Annotated in this window: 18 protein-coding genes and 1 pseudogene; 11 read left to right on the top strand and 8 right to left on the bottom strand. The window is 51.0% G+C overall.

Annotation, left to right across the window (positions count from 1 at the left end; all coding sequences use genetic code 11):
* Positions 1-197 precede the first annotated feature (197 nt).
* The gene (locus AC5JO6_RS10405; protein WP_496080993.1) at positions 198-1,073 is read left to right on the top strand and encodes a universal stress protein; all 876 of its coding nucleotides are present in this window, start codon (positions 198-200) and stop codon (positions 1,071-1,073) included.
* 39 nt (positions 1,074-1,112) lie between these two features.
* Here AC5JO6_RS10405 and AC5JO6_RS10400 read toward each other — a convergent pair whose 3' ends face one another.
* The 4 genes from AC5JO6_RS10400 to AC5JO6_RS10385 form a co-directional block, all read right to left on the bottom strand.
* The gene (locus tag AC5JO6_RS10400; RefSeq protein ID WP_496080992.1) at positions 1,113-2,699 is read right to left on the bottom strand and encodes a serine/threonine protein kinase; all 1,587 of its coding nucleotides are present in this window, start codon (positions 2,697-2,699) and stop codon (positions 1,113-1,115) included.
* A 262-nt stretch (positions 2,700-2,961) separates the two neighbouring features.
* On the bottom strand, positions 2,962-3,408 hold the full coding sequence (locus AC5JO6_RS10395) for a hypothetical protein (protein WP_496080991.1): 447 nt from the start codon (positions 3,406-3,408) through the stop codon (positions 2,962-2,964).
* A 60-nt stretch (positions 3,409-3,468) separates the two neighbouring features.
* Positions 3,469-4,785 carry an anhydro-N-acetylmuramic acid kinase gene (locus AC5JO6_RS10390; protein ID WP_496080990.1) on the bottom strand — a complete coding sequence of 439 codons (1,317 nt, stop codon included), beginning with the start codon at positions 4,783-4,785 and terminating at the stop codon, positions 3,469-3,471.
* 65 nt (positions 4,786-4,850) lie between these two features.
* Complete coding sequence (locus AC5JO6_RS10385; RefSeq protein WP_496080989.1) at positions 4,851-5,987, bottom strand: universal stress protein; 1,137 nt, start codon at positions 5,985-5,987, stop codon at positions 4,851-4,853.
* A 317-nt stretch (positions 5,988-6,304) separates the two neighbouring features.
* Between AC5JO6_RS10385 and AC5JO6_RS10380 the strand changes: the two genes are divergently transcribed.
* The 3 genes from AC5JO6_RS10380 to AC5JO6_RS10370 all read left to right on the top strand — a co-directional run bounded on the left by AC5JO6_RS10380 (position 6,305) and on the right by AC5JO6_RS10370 (position 8,714).
* Positions 6,305-7,408 (top strand): sensor histidine kinase, encoded by a 1,104-nt coding sequence (locus AC5JO6_RS10380; RefSeq protein ID WP_496080988.1) that lies wholly within the window; start codon positions 6,305-6,307, stop codon positions 7,406-7,408.
* A gap of 177 nt (positions 7,409-7,585) precedes the next feature.
* Positions 7,586-8,257 carry a response regulator transcription factor gene (locus AC5JO6_RS10375; RefSeq protein WP_496080987.1) on the top strand — a complete coding sequence of 224 codons (672 nt, stop codon included), beginning with the start codon at positions 7,586-7,588 and terminating at the stop codon, positions 8,255-8,257.
* A gap of 124 nt (positions 8,258-8,381) precedes the next feature.
* Positions 8,382-8,714, top strand: a complete 333-nt coding sequence (locus AC5JO6_RS10370) for a hypothetical protein (RefSeq protein WP_496080986.1) — start codon at positions 8,382-8,384, stop codon at positions 8,712-8,714.
* A gap of 261 nt (positions 8,715-8,975) precedes the next feature.
* Here the strand turns inward: AC5JO6_RS10370 and AC5JO6_RS10365 are convergent, their stop codons facing one another.
* Positions 8,976-10,412 (bottom strand): carotenoid oxygenase family protein, encoded by a 1,437-nt coding sequence (locus AC5JO6_RS10365; RefSeq protein WP_496080985.1) that lies wholly within the window; start codon positions 10,410-10,412, stop codon positions 8,976-8,978.
* 33 nt (positions 10,413-10,445) lie between these two features.
* Between AC5JO6_RS10365 and AC5JO6_RS10360 the strand changes: the two genes are divergently transcribed.
* Complete coding sequence (locus tag AC5JO6_RS10360; RefSeq protein ID WP_496080984.1) at positions 10,446-10,715, top strand: hypothetical protein; 270 nt, start codon at positions 10,446-10,448, stop codon at positions 10,713-10,715.
* A gap of 23 nt (positions 10,716-10,738) precedes the next feature.
* On the opposite strand, the gene AC5JO6_RS10355 is transcribed toward AC5JO6_RS10360, so the two are convergent.
* A complete protein-coding gene (locus tag AC5JO6_RS10355; RefSeq protein WP_496080983.1) occupies positions 10,739-11,221 on the bottom strand; it encodes a DUF4188 domain-containing protein in 483 nt (160 codons plus the stop codon).
* 163 nt (positions 11,222-11,384) lie between these two features.
* Between AC5JO6_RS10355 and AC5JO6_RS10350 the strand changes: the two genes are divergently transcribed.
* Positions 11,385-11,933, top strand: a complete 549-nt coding sequence (locus tag AC5JO6_RS10350; protein ID WP_496080982.1) for a PadR family transcriptional regulator — start codon at positions 11,385-11,387, stop codon at positions 11,931-11,933.
* Positions 11,934-12,116: 183 nt separating this feature from the next.
* Positions 12,117-12,620, top strand: a complete 504-nt coding sequence (locus tag AC5JO6_RS10345) for a DNA recombination-mediator protein A (RefSeq protein WP_496080981.1) — start codon at positions 12,117-12,119, stop codon at positions 12,618-12,620.
* A 78-nt stretch (positions 12,621-12,698) separates the two neighbouring features.
* Here the strand turns inward: AC5JO6_RS10345 and gloB are convergent, their stop codons facing one another.
* Entirely contained in the window at positions 12,699-13,472 is a 774-nt protein-coding gene (gene gloB, locus AC5JO6_RS10340) for a hydroxyacylglutathione hydrolase (protein ID WP_496080980.1), read from the bottom strand.
* A 364-nt stretch (positions 13,473-13,836) separates the two neighbouring features.
* Between gloB and AC5JO6_RS10335 the strand changes: the two genes are divergently transcribed.
* Entirely contained in the window at positions 13,837-14,040 is a 204-nt protein-coding gene (locus AC5JO6_RS10335) for a hypothetical protein (protein ID WP_496080979.1), read from the top strand.
* Positions 14,041-14,081: 41 nt separating this feature from the next.
* Here AC5JO6_RS10335 and AC5JO6_RS10330 read toward each other — a convergent pair whose 3' ends face one another.
* Complete coding sequence (locus tag AC5JO6_RS10330; protein ID WP_496080978.1) at positions 14,082-14,873, bottom strand: SAM hydrolase/SAM-dependent halogenase family protein; 792 nt, start codon at positions 14,871-14,873, stop codon at positions 14,082-14,084.
* Between the two features lie 22 nt (positions 14,874-14,895).
* Here AC5JO6_RS10330 and AC5JO6_RS10325 point away from each other — a divergent pair, with 22 nt between their 5' ends.
* From AC5JO6_RS10325 to AC5JO6_RS10315, 3 genes and pseudogenes are all read left to right on the top strand, one after another.
* Entirely contained in the window at positions 14,896-15,033 is a 138-nt protein-coding gene (locus tag AC5JO6_RS10325; protein ID WP_496080977.1) for a hypothetical protein, read from the top strand.
* Between the two features lie 694 nt (positions 15,034-15,727).
* Entirely contained in the window at positions 15,728-16,483 is a 756-nt protein-coding gene (locus AC5JO6_RS10320) for a WecB/TagA/CpsF family glycosyltransferase (RefSeq protein ID WP_496081044.1), read from the top strand.
* Positions 16,484-16,539: 56 nt separating this feature from the next.
* Positions 16,540-16,618, top strand: a pseudogene (locus tag AC5JO6_RS10315) (GDP-mannose 4,6-dehydratase); the annotation flags it as partial.

Here is a 16,618-nt window from a genome sequence, read left to right as displayed (position 1 = left end):
TTGGAGTGGAAAATTCGTTCTGTTTTTTGCCTGGAGCAACATATCATTCAGCTCCACAACAAGAAGGAAGATTCACCTTTTCCAGTGTAGGGTTGCTCTTTTTGCCTAGAGTCATTTGCTAAACTGACTATGATTCCGCCCCGCGATGATAGTTTAAAGACGGGTTAGCTGAAGTGTGCTTGCCCACCTTAAATGCTATGTTTCAGCGTTTACTCATTTGCACAGATTTTGAGGATGGCTTGCATCGCCTCGTCAATTTTGTGCCGAGCTTTGCGGCAGGTGGTGTGGAGCGACTGGTGTTTCTGCACGTCATTCCGTTTGAGGACTGTGACGGTGTACCACGAGTCAATGCGAAGAAGGTTGAGCGGGTACGCGATCGCCTGAGCGTTGCCCTTAGCCACACAACCGCAAGCATAGATGTGCAGGTGGAGGTGGAGTCTGGTCGTTCGGTTGACCTGATCTTGAGGGCTGCCAAAAAGCACTCTGTGGACTTAATTCTGGTTGGCACGCCAACTCGTAGCTTATTAGCAGAAAAGCTTTTTGGCAGTACAACAGCCGAGCTTTTGCAACACCTCGCCGTGCCGCTGATGATTTTGCGACCGCAGTTAATAGCAACTTATACGTCAGAAGAGCTAGATTTACGCTGTCGTCATCTCTTCCGCTACTTACTGGTGCCCTATCACGGCAGTGACGCATCAAAGTACTTGATTCAACGGCTCAAGGAAAGCCTTCGACAGCCGACGATCGGGCAGCGGTTACATTTGTGCTGGGTTGTAGAAGGGTTGCGGCGGCGAGATGTGCCAGTCGATTACCAGCTTGAGCAGGCACAGAAGGAACTGGAGACGATCGCCGCTGATCTGGCAGCGTTGAATGTGTCGATCGATGCCGTTGAAGTGCGGGAGGGCGACCCGATCGTTGAAGTGCTGACAGCGGCACAAATGGCAGATGTCAGCGCGATCGTCACGGCATCCAATAGCCCAAACAAGCTGTTGAAATGGTCTGTACCCCAATTCACCGATGAGTTATTGCGACGAAGCTGGCACCCCATTCTCTACTTCCCACCCCAACGCTAGACCTGAAACTCAAAGGTTGTGTTTCAAACTGCTGGACTGCTACCGTCCGAAAGACGAGCCACCGGGATCTTTTTCCATTTCGATCGTAATGCGTGGTTTCAGCTTCTCAAACTCTGCTTTCAAGAGATTTTTGCTGAGGGTGGGCTGTCCTACCGAGCGATACGATTGACTGGTGATGATCCATTCCTGAAGCTGTAATTGCTGCGATCGGTTGATCGTAATTGTCATAGCGTGCAGGCACACGTCCGGTTGCTCCAGAGCAAACAGCAAGACCTGATACTCACCTTTTTCACTCAACAATCGGATTAGCTCTTGACCGTGTGGTGTTTTGAGATCCAGGTAGCAAGGCAACCAGCGTGGACCCTGCTCTTGATTGTTCCTGCCATTGTTCTGACTGCGCTTGCGGTTGTAAATGCCTGTAATCCACAGCAGCGTCGGATGGGGCGACATGGCATAGAGGAAATTTTTGTAGATGACATTGTAGAGTTTATACACCTGCAAGTTTTGAATTTCCAACTGGGGTAGCATGACCCATACGGCTGGGATGGTGCTCCTACCCGTTGTTAGGCTTTGAGCGAAGACAATTTGCGCCGTCGGCTTATCTTGGGGCCAAGTGGCAACTTGATAAACCTCCTCAACCTGTGGGGGACGATTGGACAGCGGCTCTAGTAAGCTCTCCAGGGGTTTTCGCTTCAAGATTTTGTCGAGGTCTTTCGCTGCACGCACACTTTCGCTGTAGCGCTGTTCTAACGGCTCTAACGCTTTGAGCACATCCACGATCGACTGTGGGCGATCGCGGGGCGTTTTTGCCAGACAGCTCATGACCAAATTTTCTAGCGCTTTCGGTAGCTTCAGACTTGGATCAACCGCTTCAAACGATCGCGGCGGCTGAGAGTGATGCGCTTTGTACCAAGCACCAAAGGCGTGCGTTTCGACATGCAACGGCATTTTACCCGTGAGCATCTCGTACATCATCACGCCGAGACTGTAAATATCGGAGCGTGAATCGAGTTCCCGACCTTCCATCTGCTCTGGCGAGGAGTATGCCAGTGTGCCCATGTAGGAGCTTGTTTGTTCACTATCAGCCTGAAGGAGTTTAGAGATGCCGAAGTCAAGAATTTTTACCAGCTCACCCAGGCTGGCATCCCGGCTCACCAGAATGTTGCTGGGTTTAATATCACGATGAATGATGGGGTACACGCTACCGTCAATGACAATACCCTGATGAGCACACTGTAAACCGAGCGAAATTTGTCGAGAAAGGGTCAGGAAGCGCGGAAGCGGAAGCGGCTGATTGTTGATAACTTCGGTCAGGCTTTGCCCCTGCAAATACTCCATGACGTAAAAGGGCACATCTTCTTCCTTGTAGTCTGTCACGCCGTAATCGATGACGTTGACGATGTGAATGCTTTTACGACCAAGCTGGGCGCATGTGCGGGCTTCGCTCTTGAAACGATCGCGCATTTTGGGGTTAAGGAGCGTTTGAGACAGAAACTTCACCGCAATAACACCACCCAGCAGCGTATCTTCTGCTCGGTAAACTCGCCCCATTGCGCCTTTGCCAATCAGCTCAGCCAGTCGATAACGGTTAGCAAGCAAGCGTCCAAGGTTGGAATCTGTCGTCATAGTTCACGCTAAGAGAGGCATTGTTGCACCTGCTCGTTCAGGTGTAACAACGTTCAAGGTCAACAACATAATCGCCAGTGATGCAAGAGTCTCTATCGTTGGATCTAATCTCTATGATTAGTAATCCCGTAAAATTCATTTTAGCGATCTCGGTTGCGATCGTTGACGTGTCTTCTTGTCAACGATCCCGCTTTATGTAAGCAAACGCAGCTTGAGTCAGTACAGCATTCTGCTTGACTGTTAAGTATCAATCAACTAAATATCAATCAACGTGCCGCTCCAGGGTTGCTTCCATTGTGCTGGTGAGGTAGTGCCCTGCCATAATGCCGCTGGACAGATAGTATTTGTTGTCATCCATGCGGTACAACGTTTCAAAGCCGCTGCGACGCTGGCGATCGCCCAGTACCCAATACCGCTGCACGATCGATTCTTGAGCAACCCAGCCTTCGCCCTCAACACGACCCAGTAAGCTGTGCTGGAGCACAAATGTATACTGGCGCTCTCCAGCATCCAGTCGCCCCCGGTACTGAAAGGAAATTTCTTCGCGATCGGCACCTGGAAACGAGAGCTTTGTCACCATCGTAAACCAGTCATCCCGGCTCCAGCCGACCAACATTTTGCCGATGACAGTAAGGGGCATGCCGTTGCGTTCGAGCCAGTTGCCCTGAAGCGACCAGCGTCCTGCCTCCATTAAAAAGGTGTGAGCCACAGCGCCATCCCTTACTTTGCTTGCTTCTTGCGATGCTGGTCTTTGTGGTAATTCATGCTATCACGCGCCCAAGTCGCTCACCTGGTTAATTTCCCCTAAAAGCACAGCATTTGCAGCGCCAGTCACAGCGGGAAGATTGCCAGGAATACCCAGTTGTCGCCAGTAGGCGAGTACGGCAAAGGCAATAGCTTCCTTAAAATCGGCGTTTAGACCGACATCATCCGTTGTTAAAACAGGGATGGTTCTTAGCCGTTGCTGCAAGCGCTGTTTCAAATATAAGTTCTTACTGCCCCCACCGCACAGCAGCACTTGATCAGGCAGTTGCGGTAGAAAGCTGCGGTAGCTGTGGTCGATCGATGCGACCGTCAATTCTGTCAACGTCGCTAACACATCGGCATGGCTGAGCGCGCGATCGTCCGCATCCACTAAGCACTGCTGCAAATAGGCGGCACCAAACCATTCTCGCCCCGTTGATTTAGGCGGGGGCTGCTGAAAAAACGGTTGCTGTAGCCAGTGATCCACCAGTTCAGTGCAGGGTGTACCACTCGCTGCCCAGGCTCCATCGCGATCGTAGGTTTTCGTGCCATTGGAGAACTGCTGCACTGCCAGATCGAGAAGGACGTTACCAGGTCCAGTGTCCCAGCCGAGAGGAGAAAGGGGGAGTGGGGAGTGGGGAGTGGGGAGTAGGGAAGAGTTTTGAGTTGACGCTGACCGCTGACCGCTGACCGCTGACCGCTGACCGCTGACCGCTGGCAAATACGCCACATTCCCAATGCCGCCAAGATTCTGTACACAGCGATTATAGGTAGGATGACTGAGAAGCACGACATCCACAGCAGGCACAAGTGGCGCTCCATGCCCGCCAACAGCGATATCAGCGGCACGAAAGTTGCTGATGGTAGTAATGCCTGTTGCTTGAGCGATCGCGGCTCCGCGTCCCAATTGCAGGCTGTAGCCGAGGGAGTGAGGAGTAAGGGGTAAGGAGTGAGGAGTAAAAACATTCCCGTCCTGCTCCCCCTGCTCCCTATGCTTCCCCCTCTCCCCTCTCTCCTCTCCTCTCACTTCCTTCGGTGGTCGATGATAGACCGTCTGCCCGTGCGAACCAATGAGATCGGCGGTAGGATACCCGGTTTGAATGGCGATCGCGGCTTGGGCAAATTGCTGGGCGATCGCGTCGTCCAGTTCTGCCAAATCTGCCATTGCTAGCGGCGCGCCACCACAGACCGCTAGGATTTGTTTGCGTAATGCAGCCGGATAGGGGTAGGTTGTACCAGCCAGCAGTTCGATTGTCAAGTCCGCAGTGGAGCCAGAAATGTTCACCAGAGCAGCATCGATGCCATCGACCGATGTACCACTGATTAAGCCAATTGCAAGCATTAAACTATGAAGGATCGGTTGCCCTTCAATCATCGTCTAACAACCAACTACTATCAACTAAAAACTTAAGTCGATGGTTTCTCAGTGGCGATGATATGAATATCAATATTCTTGAGCGATCGCAGTAGTTTTTGCGTTAAAGAGGTGCGCAGCATGGTTCTCCAGCGTGATCGCTGACTCTCGCCAATAATAATTTGACTGATGTGGTAGCTCTGGGCAGCCGTAGCGATCGCCGTCGCTACATCGTGATCCTTCACCCGAACAAACTGCCCACCAAACTCTTTACAGAGACTTTCGCAAGTTTCAATGTGCAGGCTTTCTTCTTTCGTCAGGAAGCGATCGGGATTATCGACAAACAGGCAGTACAGCGGACCGTGCATATAGCCTGCCAGCCTCGCCCCACGGCGGATGAGCTGAACGGCATTGGGATAAGTAGAAATACACACCAGCACTCGTTCATGAATGTTGCAGTGGGGTGCTTTCGCTGTCGGGGTGTTACTTTCCTCAAACGAATCTTCTTCAACGTTGTCAGCGACCTCTCGCAGTGCCAGTTCGCGCAAGGCAACCAGGTGGCGACGCTTGAAGAAATTTTGCAGCGACTGATCAATCTTTTCGGGCGCATAGATCTTGCCGTCTCTAAGACGTTCTTCCAGCGTTTCGGGCGTGATGTCAATGACAACGACTTCGTCGGCTTCGTCTAGGAGGCGATCGGGAATGCGTTCTCGCACCACCACACCTGTCAACCGAGCAACGGTGTCATTGAGACTTTCGATGTGCTGAATGTTGAGCGTCGAATACACATCAATCCCTGCTGCCAGAATCACCTCCACATCTTGATAGCGTTTCTCGCGTTCAGCACCGGGAACGTTGGTATGCGCCAGCTCATCTACCAGGACAAGCTGCGATTGGCGATCGAGTACAGCATTGGTATCCATCTCGGTCAGCGTCACGCCAGAACAGGTAATTTCTTGACGGGGCAACAGCTCTAGCCCGATCGCCTTCTGGATCGTTTCGGCACGGTTGTGCGTTTCCAACAGCCCAATGACGACATCAATACCTTCTTGCCGTAGACAATGTGCTTCTTCCAGCATCCGATAGGTTTTGCCCACGCCGGGAGACATCCCAATGAAAATTTTGTGTTTACCCCGACGCGCTGGGCGGATTAACGTGCTTTCCGTTGCAGGTGTGAAGGATTCGTACATTAAAAATGTGTTTATGCTGATAGCATTTCGGTACTTATTATAGCAGTCCCAAAGCAGTTGTGAGCGGAACTGAAGCCTTGAGCCATCAGCGGTCAGCTACCAGCTTTTCTCCGACCGCTGACCGCTAAGCGCTGCTAGTCATATTGCTTCTCACGATTCATTCAAGACCGCTACATAGTAGACGATGCGTCTAAAAGGCTAGTCTATATCTGCTGATATAAATTGCACCTAAACAACGGTCTCTATCTCATTTTAACTATCAGCAGCTAAAGAATTAATTAGCATTAGAGTGAGTGGTACTAGAGGCTCTGTTCCAGTTGAAAAGTATTCAAAAAACGCTCTTTGGTCAAGAAACGTCCGCACGCATTCGTTGGCTGATCGTTGGATCGTTTGCAGTTGTTTTACTGCTGGAATATACCACTCCGCCAGATTATGTCTTTGGATACCTATACATTTGTCCCATCCTATTAGCAAATGCACGGCTGAATCGAGCGAGAACGGTTCAGGTGACGCTGTTAGCGGCGTTTCTAACCATAGCAAACCTGTGGATTCCAGCCAATAAAGCAGTGGTTGCATCCACCGTTGCCGATCGGTTGATTGCAGTCATGGCGCTTATTGTCACTGGTGTTTTAAGCGATCGCATTCGTCGAAGTGAAGAGGCGATCGCGCAGCAGAAAGCACAGCTACAAGCACAAGAACAGCTTGCCGGAATGCGCGAAGACTTTGTTTCGACTCTGACACATGATTTGAAAACGCCGTTGCTGGGAGCGATCGAAACCATCAAAGCCTTTCAGCGTGGTGAATTTGGCTCAATTACAACCGCGCAGACCGTTGTGCTGAACACGATGGTACGCAGTCACCACACTACGCTGCAAATGGTCGAGACGATGCTCGATGTGTATCGTAATGATTCTGAAGGGTTGACGCTCAATCTTCAGCCGACTGACCTGGCGAGTCTGGCAGAAAACGTCCTGACGACTCTCCGTGAACTTGCCTTCACGCGTCGGATTCATTTGAGCCTGAGCTATGGCGAATCAGACTTTCGTCGTACCTTGTGGGTGGAGGGCGACGCGCTGCAACTACAACGGGTGTTTGCTAACCTGCTGACCAACAGCATTAACCATTCGCCCCGTGGCGGCAGAGTCGAAATTGTACTGGAATCACAGCCAAGTTACCAGCTCGTCAAGGTGTTGGATGAAGGGCAGGGCATTACACCGGATGAGCTACCGTTGTTATTCGAGCGGTTTTACCAGGGACACGGCGATCGTCAGGCAAAAGGCTCTGGACTAGGACTATACTTGACCCGGCAAATCATCGAAGCGCATCACGGAACACTTTGGGCAGAAAATCGATCGCCGCAGGGTGCTCTTTTTGGCTTTCGCTTACCGACAGCGGCAATGCCTGCTTCAATGGAGCTATAGCAGTCCTCAATCATGTATGAATTTAAGCGGTGAGCAGTCAGCCATCAGCTATCAGCGGTCAGCACGGGGACTCTAAAGCTGAAAGGTATAAACGTGTTGAATTGAGAGTTTTGCATAGCACGGTCTGCACGCATTTGCTCTCGTTCACAACTCGTCACTCAACGTTCAACACTTTCCATGAAACCTTCGCCTGTAAAAATTCTAATCGCTGAAGATGACGAGCTATTCCGGTTGGGACTGCGGATGCGGTTGCAGCAAGAAACCGATCTGGAGATCGTTGCTGAAGCGGAGGATGGCGAGACGGCGGTTGACCAAACAAAATGTCACCCGCTGGATCTGGTGTTGCTGGATGTGGGCTTACCAGGCATCGGTGGCATTGAAGCGTGTCGTCAAATTAAGCAGCAGCAGCCAGGTTTACCTGTTTTAGTGCTCACCTCACGTTCTGAAAAAAATCTGATTTCTCGTTTGATTGCGGCTGGGGCGCAGGGCTACTGCCTGAAAGGGATTGCCGCCGAGTCGCTGATTCTGGCGCTACGATCGGTCGCAGCAGGCGCATCCTGGTGGGATTCAACCGCTACGGCTGAAATTCAGGCAGCGTTTCAGGGGACGGCACTACCCGTGACACCCAAAATGGGTATACCGTCGATCAACGAGAATCCTTTGACACCACGAGAGCAAGAGATTCTCGCCCTGGTTGCGTCTGGCAAATCGAATCAAGAGATTGCCGAACTGCTTTACATCACCTCTGGCACAGTGCGAGTCCATGTGCATGCAATCTTAAACAAGCTGGATGTCCGCGATCGCACACAGGCGGCGATCGTTGCCTTACAAAAACATCTGATCAACTGAACAGAAACATTGACGAAGGCTATGTGGTAAATAAGGATGACTTTATCCGGAACCGCCCTATTGAGTCGTGATTTTTGATCTAGATAGGGAACGATAAACATCATCTAGGACATTTTTTGAGCCAATGAGTCAACTGTTTGGTCTGTTGCTGCTTCTGGCAGGCATCTATTTTTTGGGTCAGAACATCATCTTTTCGACCTACTACTCCCCCTACTTCTGGCGCAATCTACCAGCAGTAGGTTCGGTTTTAGCCATTATGGGTGGCGTGACCTCACTGCTGTTTTTTCGCCGTCAAACGGGTAGCTTTGGCTGGGCTTTATTGATTCTTGGCATTGTGTTTGTTTTTCTCAGCGGCGGCGTTGTGCTAAAGCCGACCAGCCTTTGGAGCTTTATGATTGCTTTTGCCGCGCTGATTTCGGGCTTCAAACTGTTAACTGAAGGCAGACTTCGCTTTTAACGGCAGCTTTCTAACCATTTGTATATTGGTTTTATACTCAACTGACCGACAATCTCATTGAAGAGAGGCAACCTCCTGTCTACCTGGCAGGAGGTTGTCCTATGTTTGACAAAATGAGTGGAACGTTGGCAAGTGATACCAATTCTATAAAATCGCCCTACAGATTCGTTTTTGCGACTGATCGCTGACCACTGACCGCCAGCCGAAGCTTGCCTGTATAGCCACAGTTTCGTGAAATGGTATGACGATCGCAGGCATTGTTCACTGTGTGTTGGGCTTCCAGGTGCCGTGAAAACCAAGCGGCACAACGGCGGGTAAAGCTAATGTGCAAACGGGTTCATCCTCCAGGCGATCGCTGTTGAAAATCCAGGCTTCGCTACGGTCAGTCTGACCGTCATACACCACGGTCAGAAGCCAGCCCTGACTAGCATTCCCAGCATCGGGCGCATAGATGGGTTCGCTGGTATAGCGATTGGCACCCAGATCGGCTTCGGTAAGCGTGGCGGTTTGATAGTCGTAACGGGCGATCGCGCCAAAGAGATCATGCCGCAAATCGGCATCAGGGCGGCGGACTGAGAGATACGTATAGCGTGACGGCTGCCCTACAAACTGCGGCTGCACGGTGGGAAATTCACAGCTACGACTCACGACTTCATCCAGTTCCAGAACCACGCCCGTCTTTGGTTCGAGTCGCAGTCGCCACAGCGTTCCCTTAGCAGCCGTTTGGGTCTGCCCGGTTGCCACTTCTTTAAGAAATTGGTTGGTCTGGAAGTCTTCGTAGCGCACAAAGTCGAAGGCGATCGAGCCATCGTTAAGTACCCCACCGTTGCCAAAGTGCCACTGATACCAGGGTGCGACTTCAGTGCGACTAACAACTTCGAGCGTGGTGCGATCGACCACAATGATTTCTGTGCCCTTTTCTGGTTGCCAGGTCAGCGCGTCACTGTAGCTTTTCAGTTTCGCCAGCAGCGGCAGCGCATTCAACCGCACAGGCGGCACACAGAACACCAGATACTGACCTGCCAGCACACAGTCGTGAATGAGAGGCAGTCCTTGAAGCGGTATCTTGCCAGTCTGTTTGACATTGCCGCTGGCATCGCTACGGTAGATATTCAGTGTGCCGTTTTGCCCAAAGCTTATCCCAAAGTTGAAAATGTCACCCGTCTGCGGATCGCGTTTGGGATGTGCTGAATAAGCACCGCCCTCCAACCCATTGAGATCGTCGAGTCCCAGCGTTTCGAGCGTATCTAGCGTTAAGGCGTGGGGTAGTCCACCTTCCCATAGGGCAAGCAGTTTGTCGGGCAGCGCCAGCACGGAGGTATTCGCCGCATTTTTCAGACCTTTGTTGAACCGCTCCCACCAGTGACCGGGCGGCAACATGCCATAACCACTGTGCAGAAACGTGCCAGCCTGCGTTTCTGCCTGATACGCGGCAGTTTGCACATAGCGATACACGCCTGTTGCCTCTGCACCCGTAAAATGTAGTCCCAGAATGCCGCCATCACCATCAAACCAGTGCCCCACCCGTTGCCCATTCCTTTCCAATGTGGTGGGTCCATTGCGATAAAGCGAGCCGCGCAAACCCGGAGGCAACGCTCCAGACAAAACGGTAAGGGGAACGAGACCAAACTCGGTAGCAGGTCGAAGCACGGCGTTTGCCCAGGCTGCGGTTTTGGTGGGTTGAACTGTACTTACCATGACTAGATTCCTTTGTGTAAATGGTGGTTACGCTTGCACTTGCTTGCTGTCTTCGGTTGGTCGATCGCCTGCTATTGGCTCGATCGACTCAATATCGCTTCTGCCTCACACTGCACTCCTTCCGTATCGCAAAACAATCCTTTTGTTTTGCCCGACAATCCTTCTGTATTGAGCAACATTGCTTCTGCATCGCCCTACAATCCTTCTGCATCGCCTTATATTGCTTCTGTATTGAGCAACATTGCTTCTGCGATCGACGACATTCCTTTCAGATGCACCCAATTTTGTGATGCTGAGCGCTAGTTAAAACTAAACAACAGCGCGGTTCAGCTAGCGTTCGGTTGCAATCGTCCCCGTGCCGTATCACGTCGTCCGGTGACAGGGACATGATGAGTGGCAGCCGCTAACCCAAACACAGGCATATTGGCGTAGATTGATTCATGCTGCCCCGGTTGAATGAGATAGGTTTCGTGCCAGATGCCCACGCTGCCATCGGCACCGATCGCCTGATTAAACCGTTGCCACGCGGCTGCATGAGGGTCAGAAGGATTGCGGGCAAACTGTTCTAGATCCGCCATCGATCGCCAGTACTGAATAAAGCCGATGCCGCGCCAATAGAGAAACATTTCTGCACTCAAGAAGCCCTTTTCGGGATGTTCTTTGAGCGATCGCAGCATCGGTGTCATCGCCCTTGCCGACGGCATCCATTTAGAAAACGCAAAGAGCCGATTAAGCCGCAAACCAATGAGAAAGACAACGAACGGTTCATCTGTTTGAGCGGTAAAGCGTCCGGGTCGAACGTGAGCCATTGCGATCTCCTAGATAAGTGACAGGATGGCGTTAATCGTCGGGCAGGTGTCTCATCTGCCGAGTTAATATGCACTTAATTGCATTTGATGCTACTATAAGCGCAACAAATTGCATATGTCAATACGCGAATATGCAATTTGTTGAATATATCGAAAAACAACGATGGCACTTCCTCAAGCAATCCTGGCGCTGCTGGTCGATCGTCCCCAAAGCGGGTACGACCTCACCAAAAACTTTGAAAAATCGGTGGGCTGCTTCTGGAAAGCTACTCACCAGCAGATCTATCGAGACCTTGCCAAACTTGAGGCGCAAGGCTGGGTGCAAGCCGAAGCAGTACCCCAAGAGGGTCGCCCCGACAAAAAGCTTTACACCATCACAGCACTGGGCAAACAGCACCTGACTGATTGGATTGCTGAACCCTGTGACACAACAGCCGTCAAAGAAGCCTTGCTGATCAAAGTCTTCGTCGGTGCAATGGTGCCCTCACACGTCATTCAGCGGCAGCTTGAGCAACACCGCCAACTGCATCAAGCCAAACTCGCTGGCTATCACCAAACGGAAGCAACGTTTTTCCAAAACCCTGAAACACTGCCTGCCAAGGCAAGGCTGCAATACCTTGTCCTCCGCAACGGCATTCGCTATGAGACCTATTGGATCGACTGGTGCGAGGAGGCGATCGCTTATTTGCAAACAGTCAGCGGTCAGAATTAACTCAAAACCCTAGCGGTCAGCCGTCAGCCGTCAGCGGTCAGCACTCGAAATCAATCCAAAACTCAGAACTCTTAGCCTTCTGCCTCCTGCCTTCGACCTCCTGCCTTCGTTCAGAATTTCCTGACTCATTCACACCATCTTCTGTCTGCTAATATATTTAGGTTGTTCAGGTTGATAGCATCGTTGAGTCAGTCCATAGACCTGCCTAAGGTAGACGATTTTTTACAAGAACTGGCGACCATTCAGCAAACTGGCTCGAAGCGGATTGCGCTGCTAGGCTCTCGTCACGTTCCCATCACACATCAGAATTTGATCGAAATGATGAGCTATGCCTTAGTGCTAGAGGGCAATCGCTTAATCACATCCGGTGCAACAGGAACGAATCAAGCGGCAATCCGGGGTGCCATGCGAGCCGATCCAACGCTGCTGACAGTCATCCTGCCTCAGAGTATGGAACGTCAGCCACGCGAATCGCGTGAGCAGCTAGAGCAGGTAATGCATCTGGTAGAGAACCCCAGCAACGATACGCTGTCTTTAGCAGAAGCCAGTGCCCTCTGCAACGCAGAGATTGTTTCTCGCTGCCAGCAACTTATTTGCTTTGCGTTCCACGATAGCCAAACGCTGCTCACAACCTGTCATGATGCGGAAGATCAGCGCAAGATTGTCACGTTGTTCTATTTTGATTAGGTTTATTTCGATTCAGCGATCGACGCAGCTTTTTAGATCCCCGACTTCTTGAAGAAGTCGGGGATCTTGTTTTTACTCTTAGAACTGGTCTTTCATGCCGCGTAGACGGGCAAAGGTTTGGATGTCGTTTTCGGCTTTGACGGTCGATCGCAGCCCCCGATCATCCCACCGCAAAAACGGATTGGTGCGTTTTTCTACGCCTAAGTTTGACGGGATAGTGGCTTCATAGCGACTGCGGGCAGTTTTTACGTCTGCCAACCGCTGTGCAAGCGCTACGTTAGCGCGATCGACTGTGAAAGCAAACTCCAGGTTTTTCAGCGTATACTCATGGGCGCACCAAACGCGAGTCTCATCTGGCAAAGCACGGAGCTTGCCAAGGGAATTGACCATCTGCGTAGGTGTGCCTTCAAACAGCCTGCCGCATCCGCCTGCGAAGAGGGTGTCGCCACAAAACAAATCACCTGCTTCATTGCCGATCGTTGGCGCAAAGTAGTAGGCGATATGAGCGCGAGTATGACCGGGCACGAACAGCACGTCGGCTACGCGATCGCTAAATGAGACATGATCACCGTCCTGCAAAAACACGGTTTGCCCCGGAATTCTACCTCGATCGTCTGCGCCACCATAGACAACAGCGCCAGGAAACTGCTGTAACAACTTAGAATTGCCGCCTACATGATCCGCATGGTGGTGAGTATTGAAGATTGCCACCAGCGTTGCACCCAGATCGTCTAACTGACGCAAAACAGGGCTTGCCTCAGCCGGATCAACGACTGCTGCAATGTTCTGCTCTCGATCGTGCAGCAAAAAGATGTAATTGTCAGATAGCGCTGATAGCCGATAAACCTGCATCACGCGGTCTTCCCAAAACGTAATGGCACCCGTTTACCTTAACAGGGAAGAGAGGGGTGAGGAGTGAGGAGTGAGGAGTGAGGGGAGAAAGTTTCGAGTTTTGAGTTAATCCTGACCACTGACCAAACTTTTAGCCTTTAGCCTACTGCTTCGCAGAAGCAAGCTACATCCTTTAGCCTTTTGCCCTCTGCCTTCTGCCCTCTCCCCTCTGCTTTCTGTCTTCAAGCAAACACTTTACTGATTCTTCATGATGCCCGTGGACAGCACTACACAGTCATCATCAAATTATTGCTAGAAGAGAAGCAGTGGGGGGAACAATTGATCTGTAGGGGCAAATAGATCAGCATAGACAGGGCAGGGCATCATGCGGGGCATTCAAAGCAAACCGAATTCGGCAATTCATCAACTGGTCGATCGCATTCTTGCGATTGGCGAACTGTCTCGACAAGAGCATCTCAAGCTGACATCAATCTTGCTTGCCGAACAAAAACTGACCGATAGCGATCGCAACAAAATCAATCGCATTTTTGACTCCGTTCAAACAGGTCGCCTGAAGCTGATTGATTAAGCAACCTATTTTGATGCTGTGTTTGACCGCTCTGTTTCTAATCAGGCGAGGCGGGTGACTGGTTGATTGATACGTGGTCTGCCAAAACGCTCCCACGCATTACCACCCCGCAGAAAAAGCTCAATCCAACGTAAAGGCTCTCCACCATCAGGGGCTGCCCAGCCAGAACTACCTGGCGCAAACGCAAGCGTACCTTCTGCGACCTTAAAGCTACCATCAGAGTAGATTGCGTCACTGACGACATCACCAATGCGAACCACGATTTTGGCTTCAGGCTCCAGGTGTAGCGTCTCTGCCAGAATGGTTGTTTTAATGTTGCCGTAACCGTCAATCCAGGCAATACGGTCAAGCGGTACATCTGGGATTTGTGCAGGCTTGAGGTGCTCTCCTAAGAGGCTGAAGTCTCCTTGAGCGATCGCAGCGACGGCAGCAGGAAACACATCACGCGAACGAAACTGGGAACCACCACGTGAGACGTTGACGGTTTGTAAAACCTTAGCGTGTTGCTTGATGAAAGAAAGCGTGTAGCCAGCATTCACACCCACAATTTTGACGTGATTGGGTAGCAGAGCGTAGGTCAAACCTTCACCTTCATTGTTCTGTCGAGCTTCTAGATCATCCTGACGAGGCGCGCAGTTGTGATAGAGAAGGCGATCGCTAGGACCAGGATTAAGACCCAGTTGCGCTAACCAAAACCCTGTTGCCAGAGTGCTGAAGGGCGGTACTGAAAGGGTGTGAACTCGTGCATTCGGCAGATCCATCAGAAGACGCTGCGTCACTTCAGCAAAGGCTGGATCGCCAGTCCCATAATCGGCAATGACGTGAATAAACATGCAGCGCTTCCAGGTAAAGGGGGTGGACAGTCGGTTCGTCGTCAATCACTCAAACGGCAACCGTGAGCCTTTGACGCTCAGACAGAGCGCTCACCAGCAGTCTATGCGCGATCGCCTTTACGTGCAAGCTGCCTACACGACAGTAATGCTTCAAATGTAAGGCAGCAAGCTTTAGCCTGGACGGAAGCATCTAACCGGATTGTTGGGCAAGCGATCGTGACGTTCGTTAGAAAAACGCTGTTTCGGCATCAGCTACAGGTAACTTTCATTTAGCAGCCGCTTTTGTAAGATCCAAATGAGGCTCAGGCATTCTGTCCGGTTGCTAGCCTTTAACTCTGTCTACCAGTAGAAGGCTCCATGCTAGTTCAACCGCCTTTTCTGAAGAATTGACCGGATTCTCCACCATACCCTTCGTAAAGGTGTGAAAGCAATACCGAGTAAGGCTGATTCGGAAAGGGCAGATATGGGTGTTTCTTTCAGTTTTAACAGTGGATCGTTGAGTACGTAGCTAAAGACAGCTACTTTTCCAAGCTATTTAGCTTCTGAAGAATTGACCGGATCTCAACCCTTAACCTTTGTAAAGGTGTGAAAGCAATGGTGAATAAGGTTGAGTCGCGGAGACGAACATGGGTGTTTCTTTCAGTCTTGACAGTAATTTATCGAGTATGTAGCTAGTGGGTGACTACCTTATCCAAATGATCTCGTGAACAGGGCTGAACACCGAGTCAGACACCTCATTGTGAAACAGGTAGGTAGCGATAGTGAAGTACGTGACGAAATTAATAGGAGCCAGCAACGCGGTGCAGCCTGAGCGTCATGGCAATCCTTCTATAAAACATCGTCATATCCTGGGGATGCGAGTAGATGCTACTAGCTACCAGGATGCGACTCAACGTGTGATTGGTTGGGCAAAGTCTGCCGAAAGTCGTTACGTCTGTGCCGCTAATGTGCATATGGTGATGGAAGCTTATGACCAGGGCGAGTTTGCCTACACAGTAAATAATGCTGATTTAGTCACGCCAGATGGTAAACCTCTAGTGCAGGCATTGCGGGCTTTAGGTCTTAAAGGGGTTTCTCAGGTACGTGGACCGAATCTAACGCTGCATATCTGTGAAGCAGCGGCAAAGGAAGGTGTGGCGATCGGTCTTTATGGTGGTACTCCTGAAAGTCTGGCATTGTTCACGACCTTTCTCCAAAAGTGCTATCCAGGTATTAAGATTGTGTGCCAAATTTCCCCACCGTTCCGTTCCCTGACCGCAGCAGAAGATGCTGAATATACTCAACAACTGATTGAATCAGAGGCACGCATTGTGTTTGTTGGTATTGGTTGCCCCAAGCAAGAGCTGTGGATGGCAGCGCATCAGGGCAAGCTTGCAGCCGTGATGCTAGGCGTTGGAGCAGCGTTTGATTTTCACTCTGGTCGCGTGAAGCAAGCGCCAACTTGGATGCAGCAAGCGGGTCTAGAGTGGGTCTTTCGCTTGAAGTCAGAACCGCGACGGCTATGGAGGCGCTACGCTAAGCACAATCCGCGTTTCTTACTTTTCTTCTTTACCCAATGGCTGACCAGTCTCTCTGAGCGGCATTGGTTTGAGGCAACAGGGCATGATTAGGTATAGCCTGATTGGATGAGTTTTCTTTAATTTACCTGAGGAGGGATAATTCAACGATGACGCAAGTAAAACGAGCGCTGATTACGGGTATCACTGGTCAAGATGGGTCTTATTTAAGTGAGCTACTGCTCGATC

This window comes from Tildeniella sp. (assembly GCF_059505325.1).
The sequence above is the reverse complement of the archived record's forward strand: the minus strand, read 5'-3'. Positions and strand labels throughout refer to the sequence as shown.

Bases quoted from the DNA above. Each gene is read 5' to 3' on its own strand.
- AC5JO6_RS10370 (WP_496080986.1), top strand. From the start codon at position 8,382: ATGAGTCAACTGTTTGGTCTGTTGCTGCTTCTGGCAGGCATCTATTTT.
- AC5JO6_RS10400 (WP_496080992.1), bottom strand. From the start codon at position 2,699: ATGACGACAGATTCCAACCTTGGACGCTTGCTTGCTAACCGTTATCGA.
- AC5JO6_RS10385 (WP_496080989.1), bottom strand. From the start codon at position 5,987: ATGTACGAATCCTTCACACCTGCAACGGAAAGCACGTTAATCCGCCCA.
- AC5JO6_RS10350 (WP_496080982.1), top strand. From the start codon at position 11,385: ATGGCACTTCCTCAAGCAATCCTGGCGCTGCTGGTCGATCGTCCCCAA.
- AC5JO6_RS10375 (WP_496080987.1), top strand. From the start codon at position 7,586: ATGAAACCTTCGCCTGTAAAAATTCTAATCGCTGAAGATGACGAGCTA.
- AC5JO6_RS10335 (WP_496080979.1), top strand. From the start codon at position 13,837: ATGCGGGGCATTCAAAGCAAACCGAATTCGGCAATTCATCAACTGGTC.
- AC5JO6_RS10330 (WP_496080978.1), bottom strand. From the start codon at position 14,873: ATGTTTATTCACGTCATTGCCGATTATGGGACTGGCGATCCAGCCTTT.
- AC5JO6_RS10355 (WP_496080983.1), bottom strand. From the start codon at position 11,221: ATGGCTCACGTTCGACCCGGACGCTTTACCGCTCAAACAGATGAACCG.
- gloB (WP_496080980.1), bottom strand. From the start codon at position 13,472: ATGCAGGTTTATCGGCTATCAGCGCTATCTGACAATTACATCTTTTTG.
- AC5JO6_RS10405 (WP_496080993.1), top strand. From the start codon at position 198: ATGTTTCAGCGTTTACTCATTTGCACAGATTTTGAGGATGGCTTGCAT.
- AC5JO6_RS10365 (WP_496080985.1), bottom strand. From the start codon at position 10,412: ATGGTAAGTACAGTTCAACCCACCAAAACCGCAGCCTGGGCAAACGCC.
- AC5JO6_RS10390 (WP_496080990.1), bottom strand. From the start codon at position 4,785: ATGCTTGCAATTGGCTTAATCAGTGGTACATCGGTCGATGGCATCGAT.
- AC5JO6_RS10320 (WP_496081044.1), top strand. From the start codon at position 15,728: ATGCGAGTAGATGCTACTAGCTACCAGGATGCGACTCAACGTGTGATT.